Genomic DNA, 18,081 nt, shown 5'->3' with positions numbered 1-18,081 from the left:
AAACGTTCTGTCCGCCAGTCGTTAAAGAGACAGGCGGCAGTCAGTCAACTTTTGCCGGGAAACAGGCGTTACAACGCAATGGCTTCCTTGGGTCGATCCGCCACCTGCCGGTTTTCGCCGAAAATCTCGTTCAGCGTGCGGACAAGCTGCTTCACCGCATCGGACTTGCAGGAATAATAGATGGTCTGCCGGTCGCGACGCGTCTCGACCAGTTCGATGCCGCGCAGTTTGGCCAGGTGCTGCGACAGTGCCGACTGGCTCAGTTCCACCTTTTCGGCGATGGCGCCAACGGACATTTCGCCTTCCAGCAGGTGGCTGACGATCATCAGTCGCTTTTCGTTGCCCAGCAGCGCCAGAAGAGTCGCGGCGGCGTTGGCGTTTTCAATGACAGACCTGGAAAACATGTGTCCCCTATGCATTCTTTTCCCCGCGCAACGTTATGGGGGCAATAACGTCACGCAGAATAAATCTGACACCACGCGGAGTTGTCCGCGTCGCGCCCATCCTTAAAAACCAAGCGTCCCGCCGACGCGAAAACCCGACCGGCCCGTCCAGCAGGCGGTCAAGCCTGCAACGCCTCTCTCCCGGTCTTGGCCATCTCAACCAGTATCTTTCTCAATTCCGTGGCCTGCGTCAACTTCTGCGGGAAGAATATACGCTTGATCATATCACCCGACGCGATGTCCATACCCTCCGGATCGAGGCCGGTGATGGTCCAGTCATGATCGCCACGCATATTGGCGAAATGGCGCGCATAGACTGCAATCGCATCGCGATGGTCGGCGTTCATATGGTCAATGGACGATTGCTCGCTCTCGGCAATCGCGTCGAGCGCAGGGCTTTCCACGACCAGGTCGGTACGGCTGAAATTATAAGCCTTTCCAAAGCCGCCATTCAGACTCGCGCCCTCGATTTCGAGGCGGAAGAAGGAGAAATCGCCCAGTCCGACATAAAGCTCGGCCTTGGGATTGCGGTTGAGGTAACGGCGCTGCGCGCGGACCTGCTCGGGGCTGCCGCGTTCCAGCTTCCTGGCGCGGCAGGCGATGGAAATGCGCGGATGCGCCAGCGGATCGCCCTTGCCCGGCGCGCCGAGCAGCAGTGAACAGCGCGGATCGGCAAGCAGGGCAGGCGTGTGCGCCGCCAGCATCGAAACCAGAATCAACGGTGTGCCGTCCGAATCATTGGCGACACCGACCCGGCTTGCCAGCGGAGCGCCGGTCCTGGGGTCGATGACGGCAATCGCGCCATAGCGGGCGGTGCGCAGGACCGATTTTCCGAGCGTTATCGCGTCGGGCGTCGTCTCCTGTATGACGTCCTTCTTCTTTTCCTGGGTCATGGGCCTGTCCTGCCAAAATCATGAGTTCAATTGTCTACTTATCGCGCGACAACTCCTCTCATGGCAAGGCTCTCCCCGCTGCTTTTCAGGATGCCGGTAAAGCGGCGGTCAGCCTATTTCGGGGCCATGCGGATCGCGCCGTCGAGGCGGATCGTCTCGCCGTTCAGCATCTGGTTCTCCACGATGTGAAGGGCAAGGGCCGCATATTCGGAGGGTTCGCCAAGACGCGGCGGGAAGGGGACCGAGGCGCCGAGCGAATCCTGCACGTCCTGCGGCATCGCGGCCATCATCGGGGTCTTGAAGATGCCGGGGGCGATGGTCATCACGCGGATGCCGGAACGGGCAAGGTCGCGCGCGATGGGAAGCGTCATGCCGACCACGCCGCCCTTGGAGGCCGAATAGGCCGCCTGTCCGATCTGGCCGTCGAATGCCGCCACCGAGGCGGTATTGAGGATAACGCCACGCTCGCCGCCTGCAAGCGGCTCGAGCTTTGCCATGCGGTCGGCGGCCAGGCGGATCATGTTGAACGTGCCGATGAGGTTGACCTCGATGACCGTGCGGTAAACGTCGAGCGGATGCGGTCCATCCTTGCCAATGGTTTTCATGCCCACGGCGATGCCGGCGCAATTGACCAGAATGCGCGGCGTGCCGAGCGTGTCGACCACTTCAGCGATTGCATGTTCGGCATTTTCGGCGCTGGTCACGTCGCATTTGACGGCCAGGCCGCCGATCTCGCCGGCGATCTTGTGCGCGCGCTCGATACCGATGTCCAGCAAGCCGACCTTGGCGCCATGCGCGGCGAGCGCGCGCGCCGTTGCCTCCCCCAAGCCGGAGCCGCCGCCGGTGACGATTGCAATCTGCTCCTTCGGGTTCATGGGCGCACCTCCGTGGCTGTTTGGGTTATGCTACGGAGGCGCGGGCATGCGCGCAACCGGTCTGTATATCCGCCGGCATGCCATCCACCTGCCATGCGTGCTGGACGTGGCCGATCAGAGCCGCAACAGCACCGGCGCGAAGCTCGACCGCCAGAAAGCGATTGGGATCCACGGGACGTGGCATGACCATCTGCCCGGCCGGGATCCTCCTGAAGCCGAGCGGCCCGTAGTAGGGCTCGTCGCCCACCAGAAGCACGGCAGGCGCCCCGGCCCGGCGCGCGGCATCTGTCGCCATCGCCACCAGCTTGCGGCCGATGCCCATATTCTTGAAGGCAGGGCGCACCGCCAGCGGGCCAAGCAGCAGGGCACGGCCCTTGCCTGCGGCGATCCAGGTCATGCGCACCGAGGCGATGACGACCTCGTCATGCATGGCCACGAAGGACAGGTTGCGGTCATGCGGCCCGCCTTCACGAATCTTGTAGGCAGCGCGTACGAACCGGCCTGGCCCGAAGGCTTCTTCATTGATGTCGTCGATCTCGGGATCATGCGCCGGTGCTTCCGGCAGATAGGTCACGGCAAGGGTCATCGTCTGTGCATTCCGGTCGAGGAAGACTATCCGCTGCGCGAATGAAAAGGGGCAGCGGTCGCTGTCCGCGCTACTCAGGCGCGGTCGCTGATTCGTCGTCGGTCGAACCGGATATGTGCGAAGACGGTTTGCATCGATTGATCCGCTAGCATCATTTTGGTGCCGCTGCAATCGCCGTTTTTGAACGCCGTCGGCCGGACGTGACGAACTGTTCAGCCATTCGGGGGTTTCCGCCGGCGCCGCGCAGACCCTAGATAGGCAGGAAACAGAAGGAGCCTGCCATGGGACTGCTGGTTGACGGCAAATGGGTCGACCGTTGGTACGACACCGAGAAGACGGGCGGCCGCTTCGTGCGCTCGCAATCGCAATGGCGCGACTGGGTGAGCCCTGACGGACGGCCCGCACCGGGCAAGACGCGCGGTTTCAAGGCCGAACCCGGCCGCTATCATCTCTATGTGTCCTGGGCCTGCCCATGGGCGCACCGCACGCTGATTTTCCGTGCGCTGAAAGGGCTTGAAGACATCATCTCCGTTTCGGTGGTCCACTACTATATGGGCGATCACGGCTGGACGTTCCTCACCGAGGACGATGCGACCGGCGACACGCTCTATGGTTCGGATTACCTCCACCAGATCTACACCAAGGCCGATCCGCATTATTCCGGCCGGGTGACGGTGCCGATACTGTGGGACAAGAAGGAGCAGACGATCGTCTCCAACGAATCCTCCGAAATCATCCGCATGCTTAACTCGGCTTTCGACGAGTGGGGCAACGCCGAACTCGATTTCTATCCGGAAGCGTTGCGCGAGGAGATCGATGCGGTCAACGACATGGTCTATCCGGCCATCAACAACGGCGTCTATCGCGCGGGCTTTGCCACCACGCAGGCAGCCTATGAGGAGGCGTTCAACGAGGTCTTCGGCGCGCTCGACACGCTGGAGGACCGCCTTTCACGCCAGCGCTATCTGGTCGGCGACCGGCTTACCGAAGCCGACTGGCGGCTGTTCACGACGCTGGTGCGCTTCGACCCGGTCTATGTCGGGCATTTCAAGTGCAATCTGCGCCGCATTGCCGATTATCCGAACCTGTCGAACTATCTGCGCGAGCTTTACCAGGTGCCGGGCATCGCCGGTACGGTGAACATCGCCAATATCAAGGGCCATTATTACACCAGCCACGCCACCATCAATCCAACGCGTGTCGTGCCGGTCGGGCCGGAACTCGACTACGACGCTCCGCATGATCGCGACAGGCTGCCGAAGGCGCCGCTTCACCAATAGGGGGAAGGCGGTACGCCTTCGAATGCCTCGGCGATGCGTCTCAGCGTCGCCGGGGTGGTTGCCTGCGGCAGCGCGTTGAGGGGAAAGAAGCCGGATTCCGCGATTTCCCGGTCGGGAAGTTTCGGGCCTGCCTGCCGGAAGGTTTCTATCAGATATATCGCGACATGATCGCGGCGGCTGGCCTGCCGGTTGAGGTGGACAGACAGCAACCGAGGCGGCGCGCCAAGCTCGATATTGCCTTCCTCACGCACCTCGCGCGCCAGCGCCTCAAGCATTGTCTCACCGATCTCCACGCCGCCGCCGGGCAGGTGCCAGCCCGGAACATAGGTGTGGCGAATGAGAAAGACGGAATTGCTCTCCTTGTCGTGAACCACGCCGCGCACGCCAAGCGTCATAGGGCGGCTCAACAGGAAATAACCGTGAAACAGCCTGGCGCGCAGACGCGCCAGAAGGGTGCGCCGGGACGGGGAGGCCGCGTTCATATGCCCGCTCCGGGCAGGTGGAAAGCGGCGATCTCCTGCTCTACAAGAGAGCCATGTTCAGGCTTGCGCATATTTCGGACGTCCACCTTGGGCCTCTCCCCGCCGTAACCTATCGCGAACTCGCTTCCAAGCGGGTGGTGGGCTATGTCAATTGGCAGCGCCACCGTCGGCATTTCCTGCATGACGGGGTGATCGACGCGATCGTCGGCGATCTGAAAGGCGCTTGCCCCGACCATCTGGCGGTGACGGGCGATCTGGTCAACCTTGCGCTGGACGGCGAGATAGAACTGGCGCGCCAATGGCTTGAAACGCTGGGCGATCCGCGTGACGTCTCGGTCGTGCCGGGCAACCACGATGCCTATGTGCCGGGCGCTTTCGACAAGATATGCCGCGCCTGGGGACCGTGGATGGCCGGTGACGGACAGGCCGATCCGGTCGGACGCTACACTTTTCCCTATATGCGCGTGCGCGGGCGGGTGGCGCTGATCGGCATTTCGACGGCGCGCGCGACCGCGCCTTTCATGGCAAACGGCTTCTTCGGCAACGGACAGGCAAGGCGGCTGGCCGCGCTGCTGGACGATGCCGCCGGCAAGGGCCTCTGCCGCGTGGTGATGATTCATCATCCGCCGGTCAAGGGCGCGGTGGCGCAGCACAAGCGGCTCGTCGGCATTGGACGCTTCCAGCAGGTCGTTGCCCGCCACGGGGCGGAACTGGTGCTGCACGGCCATTCGCATCTGCCCTCGCTCTACTGGATCGGCACGGCGCAAAAGCCGGTTCCGGTCGTCGGCGTCGCCGCCGCCGGGCAGGGGATGGGCGGGCGCAATCCACCCGCGCAATACAACCTCTTTGGAATTGAGGGCGAGGCCGGGCAATGGCGGGTTCATCTGGAGCGTTTTGGGCTGGTGGGTGCGGCAGTGCTGCCCGCGCGCATTGCGGAACTCGAGCTTGCCCCGCATTCGGCGCAAGTATCGCTGTCGCCGCATTGATCAGAAGAATGCCGACAGGCTGCCGCGTAACCATGCCAGCGTAAGCGCGAAGCCTGCCAGCGCGCCAGCCGCAAACAGGCCGAAGCCGGCGAAGAAGCTCTGCCAGCCATTGGCATGCGGCCGCTGCATGGCGACGAGCGCTTCGGGCACGTCCTTCGCGCCGGCATAGGAATGCTCGATGCCACCCTCCATCATCCGCTGGCGCTCCACGATGCGCTCGGCAATGTAACGCGTCACCTGATCGGCGACGGGCTTCAGGTCGGTGGATTCGGCCAGCACCACGCGGCCGATGCGCGTATCGCGCAGGAACCGGTAGGTGCGACGGTCGCGCCCCAGCGCGACATGGCTTACCGCATCGATCCAGAGACGCGGCTGCAGGCCGGAGGAAATCGCGAAGTCGAAAATATCCACGTCGTCAGGGACTTCCGCGAAGACCGGCGCAAGTTCCTGCGCCAGCAGATCGAGCCGCATGCGGCTGGCCTCGCGCAGTTCGACCACCACGTCGTCGCGGTCGGCTGCAATGTTTTTCACATCGCGAACCGCGTCGGCAAGGCGATGCGGGACATTCGGCGTTGCATTTTCTCCTGCATCGCTCATGGCAGGACACTCCATCCTGAACCGATAGGTCACGGACGTTTTTAACATAGCGCCACCGGCAATGCACCTGTCGCACAAGACGGGGCGGGGTGCAGCCGTAGCTTCAAATGGCCGGCGAGTTGCGTGATGCTGCTACCGCTTCGAGAATGAACCCTGCGACGGCATCGGGCTTTTCCTCGACCAGCATGTGGCCGGCGGCCTCGATCGGCCGAAGCGTCATATTGGCAGGCAAATTCTCGACCTGCGTGAAAGGGAGGACGGGATCGGCCGTTCCCCAGAGGACGGACACAGGCATCGCCAGTGTCGCCAGTTGATCGCGCGGGATCACGCCCTGCCTTCCGTCGCGGGTGATCAGGGCGGCGATCTCGATCAGCTTTTCGCGCTGGCCCGGCGCCGCGCGCATGGCGGCGAGTTCTTCGGCGATTGCGGCAGGCGGCGTGAAGTCCGGAGCCGACATGGCCGCAAGGCACTGCTGAAGCTCGTCGGGCGCGGTTGCCGCCGCATAGCGCCGGAGCAGAGGCGCGTTGATCTCTTCTCCGAAACCGCCGGGCGCCAGCAGGGTCAATGAGGCGATTGATCCCGGCTCGACGAGTGCGACCAATGCAGCAATGGCCCCACCCATCGAATGGCCAACCAGATGCATGCGCTTGAGGCCGCGCCGTTCGATGTCGGCCACTATCGCCCGCGCCGCAATTCTGGGCGGGCCCGCCTGAGGCCAGTCGAGCGATCGGCCGTGGCCGGGCAGGTCATAGGCGATCACGTGGCCTGTTGCCGCCAGTTGCGATGCCAGCGGCCGCCAGACGCCATGATAGGCCCCGAAGCCGTGCAGCAGCACGACCGGCTCGCCACCGGTTCCTTGCTCGAATGCGAAAAGCGACGGGTTCATGGCGGCTCCGCTCAACTCGGGCTCGTCAGGCCGGCGGCGCGCAAGGCATTCACCAGCTTGGCGGCCAGGTCGGCGGGATAGTTGGCGTTGTCATAAACCTTGCGCGGATCGGCCGCGAAAACCGGATAGTCCCGGGTGATCTCATCGATCAGGGCGCTTGCCTGCGTGGCGTTGCCGCTCTTGCTGGCGATGATCAGGCGCGCGGCGAGATAGTGCGCGCGTTTGGTGGAGGTCAGGGCTTCGGTGGCGCGCGCGGCGCGTGCATCATCACCGATCATGAATTCGGCGAGAAAAAGCGCATAGTCCCACCAGTTCGGATGGGCGCTGGAGGCTTCTACCGCCCGTTCCATGATGGGCTCGCCGGTCATGTAGTCGCCGGCAAAGATCAGCGCATAGCCATAGGCGGCGGCCATGCTGAGATCGTAGGTGTTCAATTCATAGGCCTTGCGCATGAAGCGGATCGATTCCGTCATGTCGCCGACGCGCGAATTCAGGAAGCCATAGGCCCGGTGGGCATAGGGGCTCGTCGGTCCCATCAGCACCGCGCGGTGCGCCAGCGCCAGCGCCTCCTCCGCGCTCGGCTGCGGCGGATAGGACAGGCGGTCGGTGATCGCCTTCAGGTGGAGCGCGGCGAGCTCGCCGTAGATCAAGGGAGATTTGCCGCCACGCTCGGCCAGATCGGCAAAGCAGCGATAGGCCATTTCGTGCTTCTCGTTGACCGGATCGAGATAGTAGCGATCGTTGAGGATCAGGCAGCGGACGAGGCCGGAACCCAGTCCCTGCCGCTCGATGAATCCATAGATGGCGCCCGAGACCGGAATGGTGGAACTGAGCAGGTCGGCGATGCGGTCGTCCAGCTTTGCGGAATCGAGGTCATCGGGGCCCAGCACGCGCGACACCAGCACCTTGCCGCTGGCGCTGTTGATGAGGTTGATGGTCACCGAACCGGCCGTGACCCCCGACGAAACGTCGAAGACGAACTGGATCGGATTGACGGGACCTTCGGCCTCAAGCTCCCCGGCCGGCTCGCGCGCTATCAGGTCGATCGTGTCGAAACCGGTCAGCCCGGTGCGCAGCACCGCGGCGATGCCGGCAACCTGAGCACTGTCGGAATGCGTCTTCACATAGACCGGCGGCAAAGCTTCCAGCATCGGCGAAAGCGCGATGCTTGCGGTCGGCGCGAGCGATACGCCATCGGTGTGGGCAATTTGCTCGCTCACGGGTGCGGGTGTCAGGATGCGGAAGATGACGAAGCCCAGCATGGCGATGACAAGGATCATCGCTGCCCAGAAGAAGCGCAGATGCTGCATCACCCGGACTTCAGTGGCCAGGGGCAGGGCGCTCGCGGGGGCTTTGTCGGGCTCGGCCGCGGCCGGATCATGCTCCGGCGGTTGTTGAGCGAGCAGCGGCTCCTCGCCCGGGGGCGCGGGATCGTCGCGAACCTCGCTGACGGCCTCATAGGCCGGTACGTAGCTGCCGCGTGGAATCGTGATGCGGATCGGCTCGCCGACCCCTTCGGTGGCGAAATATTGCGCCAGCAGATCGCGCAAACGCCCCGCCTGCACACGCACGACGGCGTCGGACGCGGAATCGAAATCGGCATCGCGGCCGAACACGTCCACCGCGATGGCGAACCCCTTCAGGCGATCCGCCTGTCCGGCCAGTTCCTGCTCCACGAGATAGCGCAACAATTCGCGCGCTCGCTCAGACCGTGCGAAGGTCTCGCTTGCTAGTAGCTTCTCCAGCGTTGCGCGCACTGCGGGGGCAGCAGGGCTGTCATGTGGCAAGCGTCGGACCTTTCGAGAGCGGCGCCAGAATGTTGCCCGATCATAGCGCGCCGCTGGCGCGGCACAAGAATGCAAACCCCATCGTCAATCGGCCCAGCCCGAAAAAACACTGGCTGGGCCGATTATGGTTAACAACCTCGCGTCAGCCGATGATCGAATTGGCTGCCGAGACGACAGCTTCCAGCGAAGCCGCCACGATGTTGGTGTTGACGCCGACGCCGGAGATGCGGCCGCCGGGATGTTCGATCTCCATGTAGCAGATAGCCGCGGCATTGGAGCCGCGCTGGATCGAGTGCTCGGAATAGTCGAGCACCGAGAGCGGCACGCCGATATGGCGCGACAGCGCGTCCACGAAACCGTCCACAGGGCCGTTGCCATTGCCGGTAATGTGGATTTCCTGGCCGTTGTCGATGATGGTCGCCTCCACCACCCGCTGGCCTTTGCTGGCGGCGGTGTCGGGATAGGTGTGGTGATCGACGAATTTCAGCCGCGCGCCGGGCTGTTCCACATAGCGCTCGATGAAGCGTTCATAGATACGCCTGGAAGGTACTTCCCTGCCTTCCGAATCGGTGATGGACTGGATGTCCTGGCTGAACTCCACCTGCAGGCTGCGGGGCAGGTTGAGGCCGTAGTCGGCCTGCAGCACATAGGCGATCCCACCCTTGCCCGACTGCGAGTTGATGCGGATGATCGCCTCGTAGGAGCGACCAACGTCCTGCGGATCGATCGGCAGGTAGGGCACTTCCCACAACGGCTTGTTGGCCACCTTGATGGCCTTCATGCCCTTGTTGATCGCGTCCTGATGCGAGCCGGAGAAGGCAGTGTATACCAGTTCGCCGACATAAGGATGACGTTCGGGAATCTTGAGCTGGTTGGAATATTCGTAGACGTCCTTCATCCTGTTGATGTCGGAGCAATCCAGCTCGGGATCGACGCCCTGCGTGTACATGTTGAGCGCCAGATTGACGATGTCGACATTGCCCGTGCGCTCGCCATTGCCGAACAGCGTGCCTTCGACGCGATCCGCGCCGGCCATCAGCGCCAGTTCGGTGGCGGCCACGCCCGTGCCGCGGTCATTGTGCGGATGCAACGAGACGATGAGGTTTTCGCGGTTGTCCAGATGGCGGATCATCCACTCGATGCGGTCGGCATAGGTGTTGGGCGTCGCCATCTCGACAGTGGAGGGCAGGTTGACGATCAGCTTGTTTTCCGGCGTAGGCTTCACGATCTCGGTGACCGCGTTGCAGATCTCCAGCGCCACTTCCAGCTCCGTGCCGGTGAAGCTCTCCGGCGAATACTGGAAGCGGTAGCCGCCGCCGGCCTTGGCCGCCATGTCGGTGATCATCTTCGCGGCATCGGTGGCGATCTGCTTGATGCCGGCGACATCCTTGGCAAAGACGACGCGGCGCTGCAACTCGCTCGTGGAATTGTAGAAATGGATGATCGGCCGATGCGCGCCTTCGAGAGCCTCGAAGGTGCGGGTGATCAGCTCGGGCCGGCACTGGACCAGCACCTGCAAGGATACGTCCTCGGGCACGTTGCCTTCCTCGACGCACCAGCGGGCGAAGTCGAAATCGGTCTGCGAGGCCGACGGGAAGCCGATTTCGATCTCCTTGAAGCCCATGTCGAGCAACAATTTGAACATGCGCACCTTGCGGTCGTGCCCCATCGGATCGACCAGCGCCTGATTGCCGTCGCGCAGGTCGACGGAACACCAGATCGGCGCCTTCTCGATCGTCCGGGAGGGCCAGGTACGGTCCGGCAGGTCGATTTTCGGATAGGGCTCGTATTTGGTGCCGGCTGTCGGCATGCCGCGGCGACTCGATACAGCGGGTTCGGGGGTCATCTTGTTCATCTCGGTCTCGTTCTCTTTGCCGCCATGCGCAAGGCACATCGTCAGGCGGTCTTAAACCAGAATTTCAGTTCGGTTGTGAAGAGCAAAGGAGCGCATGCCTGGCGGCAAATCCGACCGCCGGACGCTCCTTCAACGAGCCCGGCGATCGCCGATAAGGCCGAGAAGAAGAAGCGTAGCCGAAAGCGCGCGAACGGTCTCGCCGGCGATGATGGCCGGGCGGGAGGCGTGCTTGTTGGAACGCTTTGACATGGGCCGTTTCATATAACACGCGCGGGACCGGCGCAAGGGGCATTGGACGCGACCGGTTTCGAGGCATATCCTGCGACGGGCAGGGACCGACGCAGATGAAGCTTACGCTCAAAATGGCCGTCCTCAGTGTCGCCGGCACGCTCGCCTATCTCGCTCTTGCGATTTTCGGACGCGGCGGGGTTGCCGCCTTCTTCGCGCATCCGCAACTTGCCGCGACCGCCGCCGTGCTCATCGCGCTCGGCGTGGCGGCGCTGTTTACCGAAGGCAATATCAGTTCCGGCGAGCGCGAAGACCGGTCCAACCGCTGGGTGCTCGGCGTCTTTGGCGTGCTTGGCCTGCTCATGGGCTATCTGCCGGCCTATGCCGACCGCATCGATTTCTGGACATTCGGCGGTGAGGGCGTGCGCTGGCTGGGCGTGGCGTTGTTTGCCGCCGGCGGCGCGTTGAGATTGTGGCCGGTTTTCGTATTGGGCCGTCGTTTCAGCGGGCTGGTGGCGATCCAGCGCGACCACAAGCTGGTGACGACCGGCATCTACGGCCTTATTCGCAATCCGAGCTATCTGGGCCTGCTCATCAATTCGGTCGGGTGGTCGCTGGCGTTCCGCTCCGGTGTGGGCCTGATTCTTACGGCGCTGCTCGTGCCGCCGCTGATTGCCCGCATCCGCTCCGAGGAAACGCTGCTGCGATCCCAGTTCGGCGCGCAATACGATGCCTATCGGGCCCGCACATGGCGGTTGCTGCCGGGGATTTATTAGGTTCACTCCCTTACCAGCCTTGCCACCAGCCGTGCGACCGAGGGGCCGAAGATCAGCACGAACAGGAAGCGCGCGGTCTGCAAGGCCATCACGAAGGATATGTTCACATTGTCGGAGGCGGCGGCGATGATCGCCACCGAATCCATGCCGCCGGGACTGGTCGCCAGATATGCCGTCAGCGGATCGATGCCGAGATAATGGTTGAGCATCCAGGCAAGCCCGCCGCAAAAGGCTATCAGCGCAAGGATGGACAGGATGATCTGCGGCAGCGCGCGGGTCGCGTGGATGAGGATGCCGCGCGTGAAATTCAGCCCGATCGTCCAGCCGATGACGGCATAGCTGATGGCGAGCAGCCATTGCGGCAACTGGAACGTGACGAAGCCGCCGAGATGCAGCGCGACGCCCAGGATCATGCTGCCAAGGAAGAAAGGCGAGGGCAGGCGCAGCCATTTGCCCGCAAACGCCCCGATGGCGGCAATGCCGATCGTGGACAGGAACGACTGCCATTGGATTGCCGGAAACCACGGCACCGGCGGCAGTTCGACGCCCGAGGTATCGACCCAGAGCCGGGCGATCAGAGCGGCCATGACCGACACGAAGATGACGCGCAGATATTGCATGAAGGCGACGAGGCGCGCATCCGCGCCGAAAGCGCCCGCCATCAGCACCATGGCGGTGGATGCGCCGGGCGCCGTGCCCCAGACGGCCGTGGTGCCGGGCAACACCTTCCACCGGCTGATGAGCCAGCCGAGAAAGCTGGAAGCCACCAGCGTGGCGATCACCGCACCCAGGAAAAGCGGCCAGTCATGCGCGAAGGAGACGAAGATTGCGAACTCGATGGAGGACGCCACGAGACAGCCGATGACCGCCTGCGCCGAGAAAAAGATGGGGCGCGGCAGGCGCACCGTCGCACCGTTGATCCCGCAGAGGATGCCAGCGACCATCGGACCGATCAGCAGGGCTGCGGGAAGGTCGGCCAATTCGAGCAGGCTTGCAAAGAGGACGGATACCAGCAGGATGATGCCCCATTGCAGGCCGGGCGTCAGACGGGACATCGGTTCCGGGGCGGTGGGTTGCTGTGGGGCTTGCATCGATGCTCCGTGCTTTCGCCGGCAAGGGCGGCAAGTCCCGCCCCTTCCCTCCCTTACGCGATTCCTTCCACATCGCGAACGGCGGCGCGGCTGGATGGTGCCGGCCATGGTCACGCGTTTGACGCGAAAGATTATCCGATCCGGCTATCTGGACGCGATAAACAGGCCTGAAAGCCCGATAATTCCTTCATGGGGCCAGAAACCGGGCGTAGTAAGGCCACAATTGCTGCTGAAAGTACGCCCTACATTGGTGCGGGGGACCTTGCCGGATCGGCCGGGCGCACCGTGTTTCGCAGCGTGGAATTCCGGCGAAGACGAGTCTCTAAGCGTTCGATTGTTCCAGGCAAACCCATGCGTGGAGTAAACCCGTGACAGCTTCCAGACTTGCCGATGCCCCCAACGATGCCCCTGCGCTGGAGCAAGAACTCTGGCGCAGCGTTTCGCTTCCCGCCCCTCAGTCCGCTCCCGGACCTTCTCACCCACTGATGCCGGAACGGCCACTTTCCGCAGGGTTCAATCGCCCGCTGCCTGCGCCCGCCAACCAGAGTGTGCCGCCCGCGGCCCTGAAGCCGGCACGGATGCCGCCGGCCGCCGCGCTGCCGGCCGCGCCGGCGCAGGAGGCGGCTCAGTCTTCGCCATCCCGGCCGGTAGCGCCGCATCGGCCTGCCAATGACGGCGTCACCGCACATCAGCGCCGCTACGACTGGAATGCCCGTGGAGTGCCTGCTGAAGAGCCGGCGGCCACCGAATCGTCGATCGTCGAAAAGGCGGTCGGGATTTATGCTTCACTTGCCCGGCAGGCCACCAGGCTTGCGGGCATCAGCACGCCGCGCCGCTGGGCCGTAGGCGTTGCGGGTGCGGCGGTCGTCGCGGTTCTCGGTGCGGCAACGGTCGGCATGACGCTTTTCCTCGACGCCCCGCGCGACGTTGAAAAACCGGTGGTGCAAGCCGCTGCGGCGGAGACAGTCGCAGCGCCTGCTTCTCAGGCGACTGACCAGCAAGCACTGGCCCCGCAACCTGCCGCGCCCGCGAAGGAACCGACAGCCGCCATTCCGGCGAGTGTGGTCGTTACTCATGATGCTTCCGCGGTTCCGGCAAATGCCGCAGCCGCGCTGTTGCAACCGCAGGCCTCCGCGCCGGCGGCGGTTGCTTCCATGCAGACGCTCGAAACCGGCGATGCGCGCTGGGCACGCAACGACCAGGCCACGTCCGCACAGGCGGATCAGCAGGAAAACGCATCCGCGCCCCGACAGGAATTGGCACAAAACGACGGAACGGACAGCGCGACGACGAGCGGCATCGTGCCGATCAAGCCAGCGGATGCGCAAAATGTGCTGGCCGATGAGCAACCGGCTGAACCTGCTGCTGCACAGCCGGTCGCGGCCGATGGCGGAAACGGTTCATCTGCCGTGACGACCGTGGCCGTGAAGATGCGCGCCAAGGAAAGCAACGATGCCAAAGTGATCGCGGTGCTTCCGGCACGTGCCCCTGTGGATGTGCTGGGCTGCAAGGCCTGGTGCAAGGTTTCATACAAGGGCCAGGAAGGCTTCATCTACAAACGCTTCGTGCAGCGCTGATTTGCCGGAGGCAGGAGGGGAAGCCCGCATGGCCGCAACGCCATTTCCCCTCTTGCTCCGTTTCCCATTCGCAGCTATGAAAAGTGCATGATGATGATTTCGCACACGACGCAATGGTGGTGGGCCTGCTAAAAGCGGCCTCGAGAGCGCGTGCGCGTTAAAACTTTGGTGGCCGCAGGAGAAATCCGGGCGGCCATTTTTCGTTTTAGGGCTTTCCCGGTCCACCTGCCGACAAGAGGAAGGAAACGGGAATGTCGGTCGAAACGCTTGAAGATGGTTCGGAACGCTACGTCACCGCTGGCGGCGTAGCAGTTATCCGCCAACGTCACGATGCCGTTTATGGCAGCGCGATCGAGGCCTATATCGATGGGCTGAACTCGCGGCGCGGCGCGGTCTTTTCCTCCAATTACGAATATCCCGGCCGCTACACCCGTTGGGACACGGCCATTATCGACCCGCCGGTGGCGATCAGCGCGCGCGGCCGCGCCATGCGCGTCGAAGCGCTGAATGCGCGCGGCGAGGCATTGCTCACCGTGATAGCCCCGGCGGTGAAGGCGCTCAAGGAAGTCAGAGTCACCGGCGAGACCAAGCGCCTGATAACGCTCGACGTGGCAAAGCCGGGCCGCGTCTTCACCGAGGAAGAGCGCAGCAGGGCCCCTTCGGTCTTCACGGTCCTGCGCGCCATAACCGGCATTTTCCGTAGCGAGCATGACAGCAATCTCGGTCTTTACGGCGCTTTCGGCTACGATCTCGCTTTCCAGTTCGATCCGATCGAACAGACGCTGAAGCGTGCGCAAAGCCAGCGCGACCTGGTGCTTTATCTGCCCGACGAAATTCTCGTCGTCGATCACCATGCGGCGAAAGCCTGGCATGACCGCTATGACTATGCCGGGGAGGGCTTTTCCACGGAGGGACTGCCGCGCTACGGCGACATCGAGCCCTTCCGTCCTTCCGACCGCATCCCGCCGCGTGGCGACCATGAGCCGGGCGAATATGCCAAAATCGTCGAGAAGGCCAAGGAAAGCTTCCAGCGCGGCGATCTGTTCGAGGTGGTGCCGGGCCAGATGTTCTATGAGCGCTGCGAGACGGCTCCATCGGAAATTTGCCGGCGGCTGAAGAAGATCAACCCGTCGCCCTATTCCTTCTTCATCAATCTGGGCGAGGGCGAGTATCTGGTGGGCGCTTCGCCTGAAATGTTCGTGCGGGTCGTGGGCCGCCGGGTCGAGACCTGCCCGATCTCCGGCACCATCAAGCGCGGCGATGACGCCATCGCCGATGCCGAGCAGATCATCAAGCTGCTCAACTCCAAGAAGGACGAGTCCGAGCTCACCATGTGCTCAGACGTCGACCGCAACGACAAAAGCCGGGTGTGCGAGCCGGGCTCGGTGCGCGTCATCGGCCGTCGCCAGATCGAGATGTATTCGCGGCTCATCCACACCGTCGATCACATCGAGGGGCGTTTGCGTGAAGGCATGGATGCTTTCGATGCCTTCCTGTCCCATGCCTGGGCCGTCACCGTCACCGGTGCGCCCAAGCTGTGGGCCATGCGCTTCATCGAGAAGAACGAGAAGAGCCCGCGTGCGTGGTATGGCGGGGCCATCGGCATGGTGCATTTCAATGGCGATCTCAACACCGGGTTGACGCTGCGCACCATCCGCATAAAGGACGGGATCGCCGAGGTGCGAGCCGGTGCTACACTGCTGTTCGATTCCATCCCGGAAGAAGAAGAAGCCGAAACCGAACTGAAGGCATCCGCCATGCTCTCCGCAATCCGTGACGCCAAGGCCGGCAACGCCCCTTCGACGGAGCGCCAGTCGGCGCGCGTCGGCGACGGGGTGAAGATATTGCTGGTGGACCACGAAGACTCCTTCGTCCACACGCTGGCGAACTATTTTCGCCAGACCGGCGCGGATGTCTCGACCGTGCGCGCGCCGGTGCCGGACGAACTGTTCGACGAGTTGAAGCCCGACCTCGTTGTGCTTTCGCCCGGACCCGGTTTGCCGAAGGATTTCGATACGGCAGCCACCATCAAGAAGGCGCGCGCGCGGGATCTGCCGGTGTTCGGCGTCTGCCTCGGCTTGCAGGCGCTGGCCGAAGCCTATGGCGGCGAGTTGCGCCAGCTTCATGTGCCAATGCACGGCAAGCCCTCACGCATCCGCGTCTCGAAACCCGGCGTGATATTCTCCGGCCTGCCGAATGAGGTGACGGTCGGGCGTTATCACTCGATCTTCGCCGATCCGGCCAGTCTGCCGCGCGATTTCGTGGTCACGGCGGAGACGGATGACGGCGTCATCATGGCCTTCGAGCACAGCAAGGAGCCGGTTGCCGCAGTGCAGTTCCATCCCGAATCGATTATGACGCTTGGCCAGAATGCCGGTATGCGCATGATCGAGAATGTCGTGGCGCATCTTCCCCGCAAGGCACGGGAAAAGGCGGCTTAAGGGTTTACCCCCGCGGGGTCGACCCGCTCTGGGAATTGACTTATTGAGGCATGGCCCTGTTCACGCAGGGCCGTGCCTCGATCTATTTGGGACCATGGCAGGCCTGAGGATATGACAGACGCGAACCGCACCCTGACCTCCAAGCAGAAGATCGAGCGACTGGCCGCATGGTCAATCGTGATCGCCTTCGGCGTCATGGCGCTGAAATATCTCGCCTACCAGCTTACCGGCTCGGTGGCGCTCTATTCGGATGCGCTGGAATCGGTGGTTAATGTCATTGCCTCGACAGCGGCACTATGGGCGATCCGCGTCAGCCACAAGCCGGCCGACCAGGAGCATCCTTACGGCCATCACAAGGCCGAATATTTTTCCGCTGTGCTGGAAGGCGTGCTGATCGTGCTGGCAGCCCTTCTCATCCTGCGCGAGGTGTGGCTCGCATGGCAGACGCCACGTTCGCTGGAGCAGCCCTGGCTCGGCCTCGCCATCAATGCCGCCGCCGCCGGGATCAATGCGTTCTGGGCGCTGCTGCTCATCCGCACCGGCCGGCGGCAGCGCTCGCCCGCGCTGCTGGCCGACGGGCAGCACATCATGACCGATGTGGTCACTTCCGTCGGTGTCATCATCGGCCTGGTGGCGGCGGTGGTCACGGGCTGGCGCTTCCTCGATCCAGCGCTTGCGGTGATCGTCGCGCTCAACATTCTGTGGCAGGGCTGGCATGTCATCGGCGCCTCCCTGCAGGGGCTGATGGATGTCGCGGTGGACCATGAGGAGACGCTGCGCATACGCGACGTCATTTCCGCCAATTCAAAGGGCGCGCTGGAGGTGCACGACCTCAAGACGCGCATCGCCGGCCGCGCCGTGTTCATCGAGTTCCATCTGGTGGTGGATGCCAAGATGAGCGTGGGCGACAGCCATGTCATCTGCGACCGCATCGAGGATGCGCTGAAGGCGGAAATCCCTTCGGTGCGCGTGACGATCCATGTCGAGCCGGACGACGAGGCCAAGCTGCCGAAGGGAACGCCGGCGGTGCCGTTCGCATAAGGTGCGGCAGGGCATCCTGATGGATACCCGCGTGCTTTGAGCATGATCCCGAAACGTGGGCCGGTTTTCGGGAAAGATCACGCTCAAGCAGATAGATGGAGTCCTGTCGAACGTATGAATGCAAACGGCCCGGCGCGATGCGCCGGGCCGTGTCTGGTTTGCTGCGCCGCGTAGCGGCGGATTCGTCAGAACAGTCCTTCGATCTGTCCGTGTTGGTTGAGGAAGATCTTTTCGGATGATGGGACCTTCGGCAGTCC

Annotated in this window: 16 protein-coding genes; 6 read left to right on the top strand and 10 right to left on the bottom strand. The window is 63.4% G+C overall.

The features are described 5' to 3' along the window. Positions 1-68: 68 nt before the first annotated feature. The 4 genes from C7441_RS12200 to C7441_RS12185 all read right to left on the bottom strand — a co-directional run bounded on the left by C7441_RS12200 (position 69) and on the right by C7441_RS12185 (position 2,797). A complete protein-coding gene (locus C7441_RS12200) occupies positions 69-404 on the bottom strand; it encodes an ArsR/SmtB family transcription factor (protein WP_109613108.1) in 336 nt (111 codons plus the stop codon). Positions 405-562: 158 nt separating this feature from the next. Next, complete coding sequence (locus tag C7441_RS12195) at positions 563-1,336, bottom strand: HugZ family pyridoxamine 5'-phosphate oxidase (RefSeq protein ID WP_109613107.1); 774 nt, start codon at positions 1,334-1,336, stop codon at positions 563-565. A 113-nt stretch (positions 1,337-1,449) separates the two neighbouring features. Beyond that, complete coding sequence (locus C7441_RS12190) at positions 1,450-2,211, bottom strand: 3-hydroxyacyl-CoA dehydrogenase (protein WP_109613106.1); 762 nt, start codon at positions 2,209-2,211, stop codon at positions 1,450-1,452. 25 nt (positions 2,212-2,236) lie between these two features. Beyond that, positions 2,237-2,797: a GNAT family N-acetyltransferase gene (locus C7441_RS12185; protein WP_109613105.1), complete on the bottom strand. Its 561-nt coding sequence runs from the start codon at positions 2,795-2,797 to the stop codon at positions 2,237-2,239. Between the two features lie 281 nt (positions 2,798-3,078). Here C7441_RS12185 and C7441_RS12180 point away from each other — a divergent pair, with 281 nt between their 5' ends. Continuing rightward, positions 3,079-4,077 carry a glutathione S-transferase family protein gene (locus tag C7441_RS12180; protein ID WP_109613104.1) on the top strand — a complete coding sequence of 333 codons (999 nt, stop codon included), beginning with the start codon at positions 3,079-3,081 and terminating at the stop codon, positions 4,075-4,077. Here the strand turns inward: C7441_RS12180 and C7441_RS12175 are convergent. Then, entirely contained in the window at positions 4,068-4,559 is a 492-nt protein-coding gene (locus tag C7441_RS12175; RefSeq protein WP_109613103.1) for an NUDIX domain-containing protein, read from the bottom strand. The two genes, C7441_RS12180 and C7441_RS12175, sit on opposite strands and share 10 nt — an antisense overlap. Before the next feature lie 53 nt (positions 4,560-4,612). Between C7441_RS12175 and C7441_RS12170 the strand changes: the two genes are divergently transcribed. Continuing rightward, complete coding sequence (locus C7441_RS12170) at positions 4,613-5,545, top strand: metallophosphoesterase family protein (protein ID WP_109613251.1); 933 nt, start codon at positions 4,613-4,615, stop codon at positions 5,543-5,545. On the opposite strand, the gene C7441_RS12165 is transcribed toward C7441_RS12170, so the two are convergent. From C7441_RS12165 to leuA, 4 genes are all read right to left on the bottom strand, one after another. After that, positions 5,546-6,142: a hypothetical protein gene (locus C7441_RS12165; RefSeq protein WP_019173830.1), complete on the bottom strand. Its 597-nt coding sequence runs from the start codon at positions 6,140-6,142 to the stop codon at positions 5,546-5,548. A 103-nt stretch (positions 6,143-6,245) separates the two neighbouring features. Then, a complete protein-coding gene (locus tag C7441_RS12160) occupies positions 6,246-7,028 on the bottom strand; it encodes an alpha/beta fold hydrolase (RefSeq protein ID WP_109613102.1) in 783 nt (260 codons plus the stop codon). A gap of 11 nt (positions 7,029-7,039) precedes the next feature. After that, positions 7,040-8,719 carry a tetratricopeptide repeat protein gene (locus tag C7441_RS12155; protein WP_109613101.1) on the bottom strand — a complete coding sequence of 560 codons (1,680 nt, stop codon included), beginning with the start codon at positions 8,717-8,719 and terminating at the stop codon, positions 7,040-7,042. A 238-nt stretch (positions 8,720-8,957) separates the two neighbouring features. Then, the gene (gene leuA, locus C7441_RS12150; protein ID WP_170125117.1) at positions 8,958-10,625 is read right to left on the bottom strand and encodes a 2-isopropylmalate synthase; all 1,668 of its coding nucleotides are present in this window, start codon (positions 10,623-10,625) and stop codon (positions 8,958-8,960) included. 389 nt (positions 10,626-11,014) lie between these two features. Between leuA and C7441_RS12145 the strand changes: the two genes are divergently transcribed. Next, on the top strand, positions 11,015-11,674 hold the full coding sequence (locus tag C7441_RS12145; RefSeq protein WP_109613100.1) for a methyltransferase family protein: 660 nt from the start codon (positions 11,015-11,017) through the stop codon (positions 11,672-11,674). Between the two features lie 2 nt (positions 11,675-11,676). Here C7441_RS12145 and C7441_RS12140 read toward each other — a convergent pair whose 3' ends face one another. Further along, positions 11,677-12,729: an AbrB family transcriptional regulator gene (locus C7441_RS12140; protein ID WP_109613099.1), complete on the bottom strand. Its 1,053-nt coding sequence runs from the start codon at positions 12,727-12,729 to the stop codon at positions 11,677-11,679. A 932-nt stretch (positions 12,730-13,661) separates the two neighbouring features. On the opposite strand from C7441_RS12140, the gene C7441_RS24055 reads away from it, so the two are divergent. The 3 genes from C7441_RS24055 (at position 13,662) to C7441_RS12125 (ending at position 17,824) form a co-directional block, all read left to right on the top strand. Further along, positions 13,662-14,342: an SH3 domain-containing protein gene (locus tag C7441_RS24055; protein WP_170125105.1), complete on the top strand. Its 681-nt coding sequence runs from the start codon at positions 13,662-13,664 to the stop codon at positions 14,340-14,342. A gap of 251 nt (positions 14,343-14,593) precedes the next feature. Then, the gene (locus C7441_RS12130; RefSeq protein ID WP_109613097.1) at positions 14,594-16,783 is read left to right on the top strand and encodes an anthranilate synthase; all 2,190 of its coding nucleotides are present in this window, start codon (positions 14,594-14,596) and stop codon (positions 16,781-16,783) included. Between the two features lie 111 nt (positions 16,784-16,894). Next, complete coding sequence (locus C7441_RS12125; protein WP_109613096.1) at positions 16,895-17,824, top strand: cation diffusion facilitator family transporter; 930 nt, start codon at positions 16,895-16,897, stop codon at positions 17,822-17,824. Positions 17,825-18,081: the final 257 nt, after the last annotated feature.

This window comes from Pseudaminobacter salicylatoxidans, assembly GCF_003148475.1.
In the GTDB taxonomy this organism is placed as follows: Bacteria; Pseudomonadota; Alphaproteobacteria; order Rhizobiales; family Rhizobiaceae; genus Pseudaminobacter; species Pseudaminobacter salicylatoxidans.
This window is presented reverse-complemented; position numbering and strand designations above follow the sequence as displayed.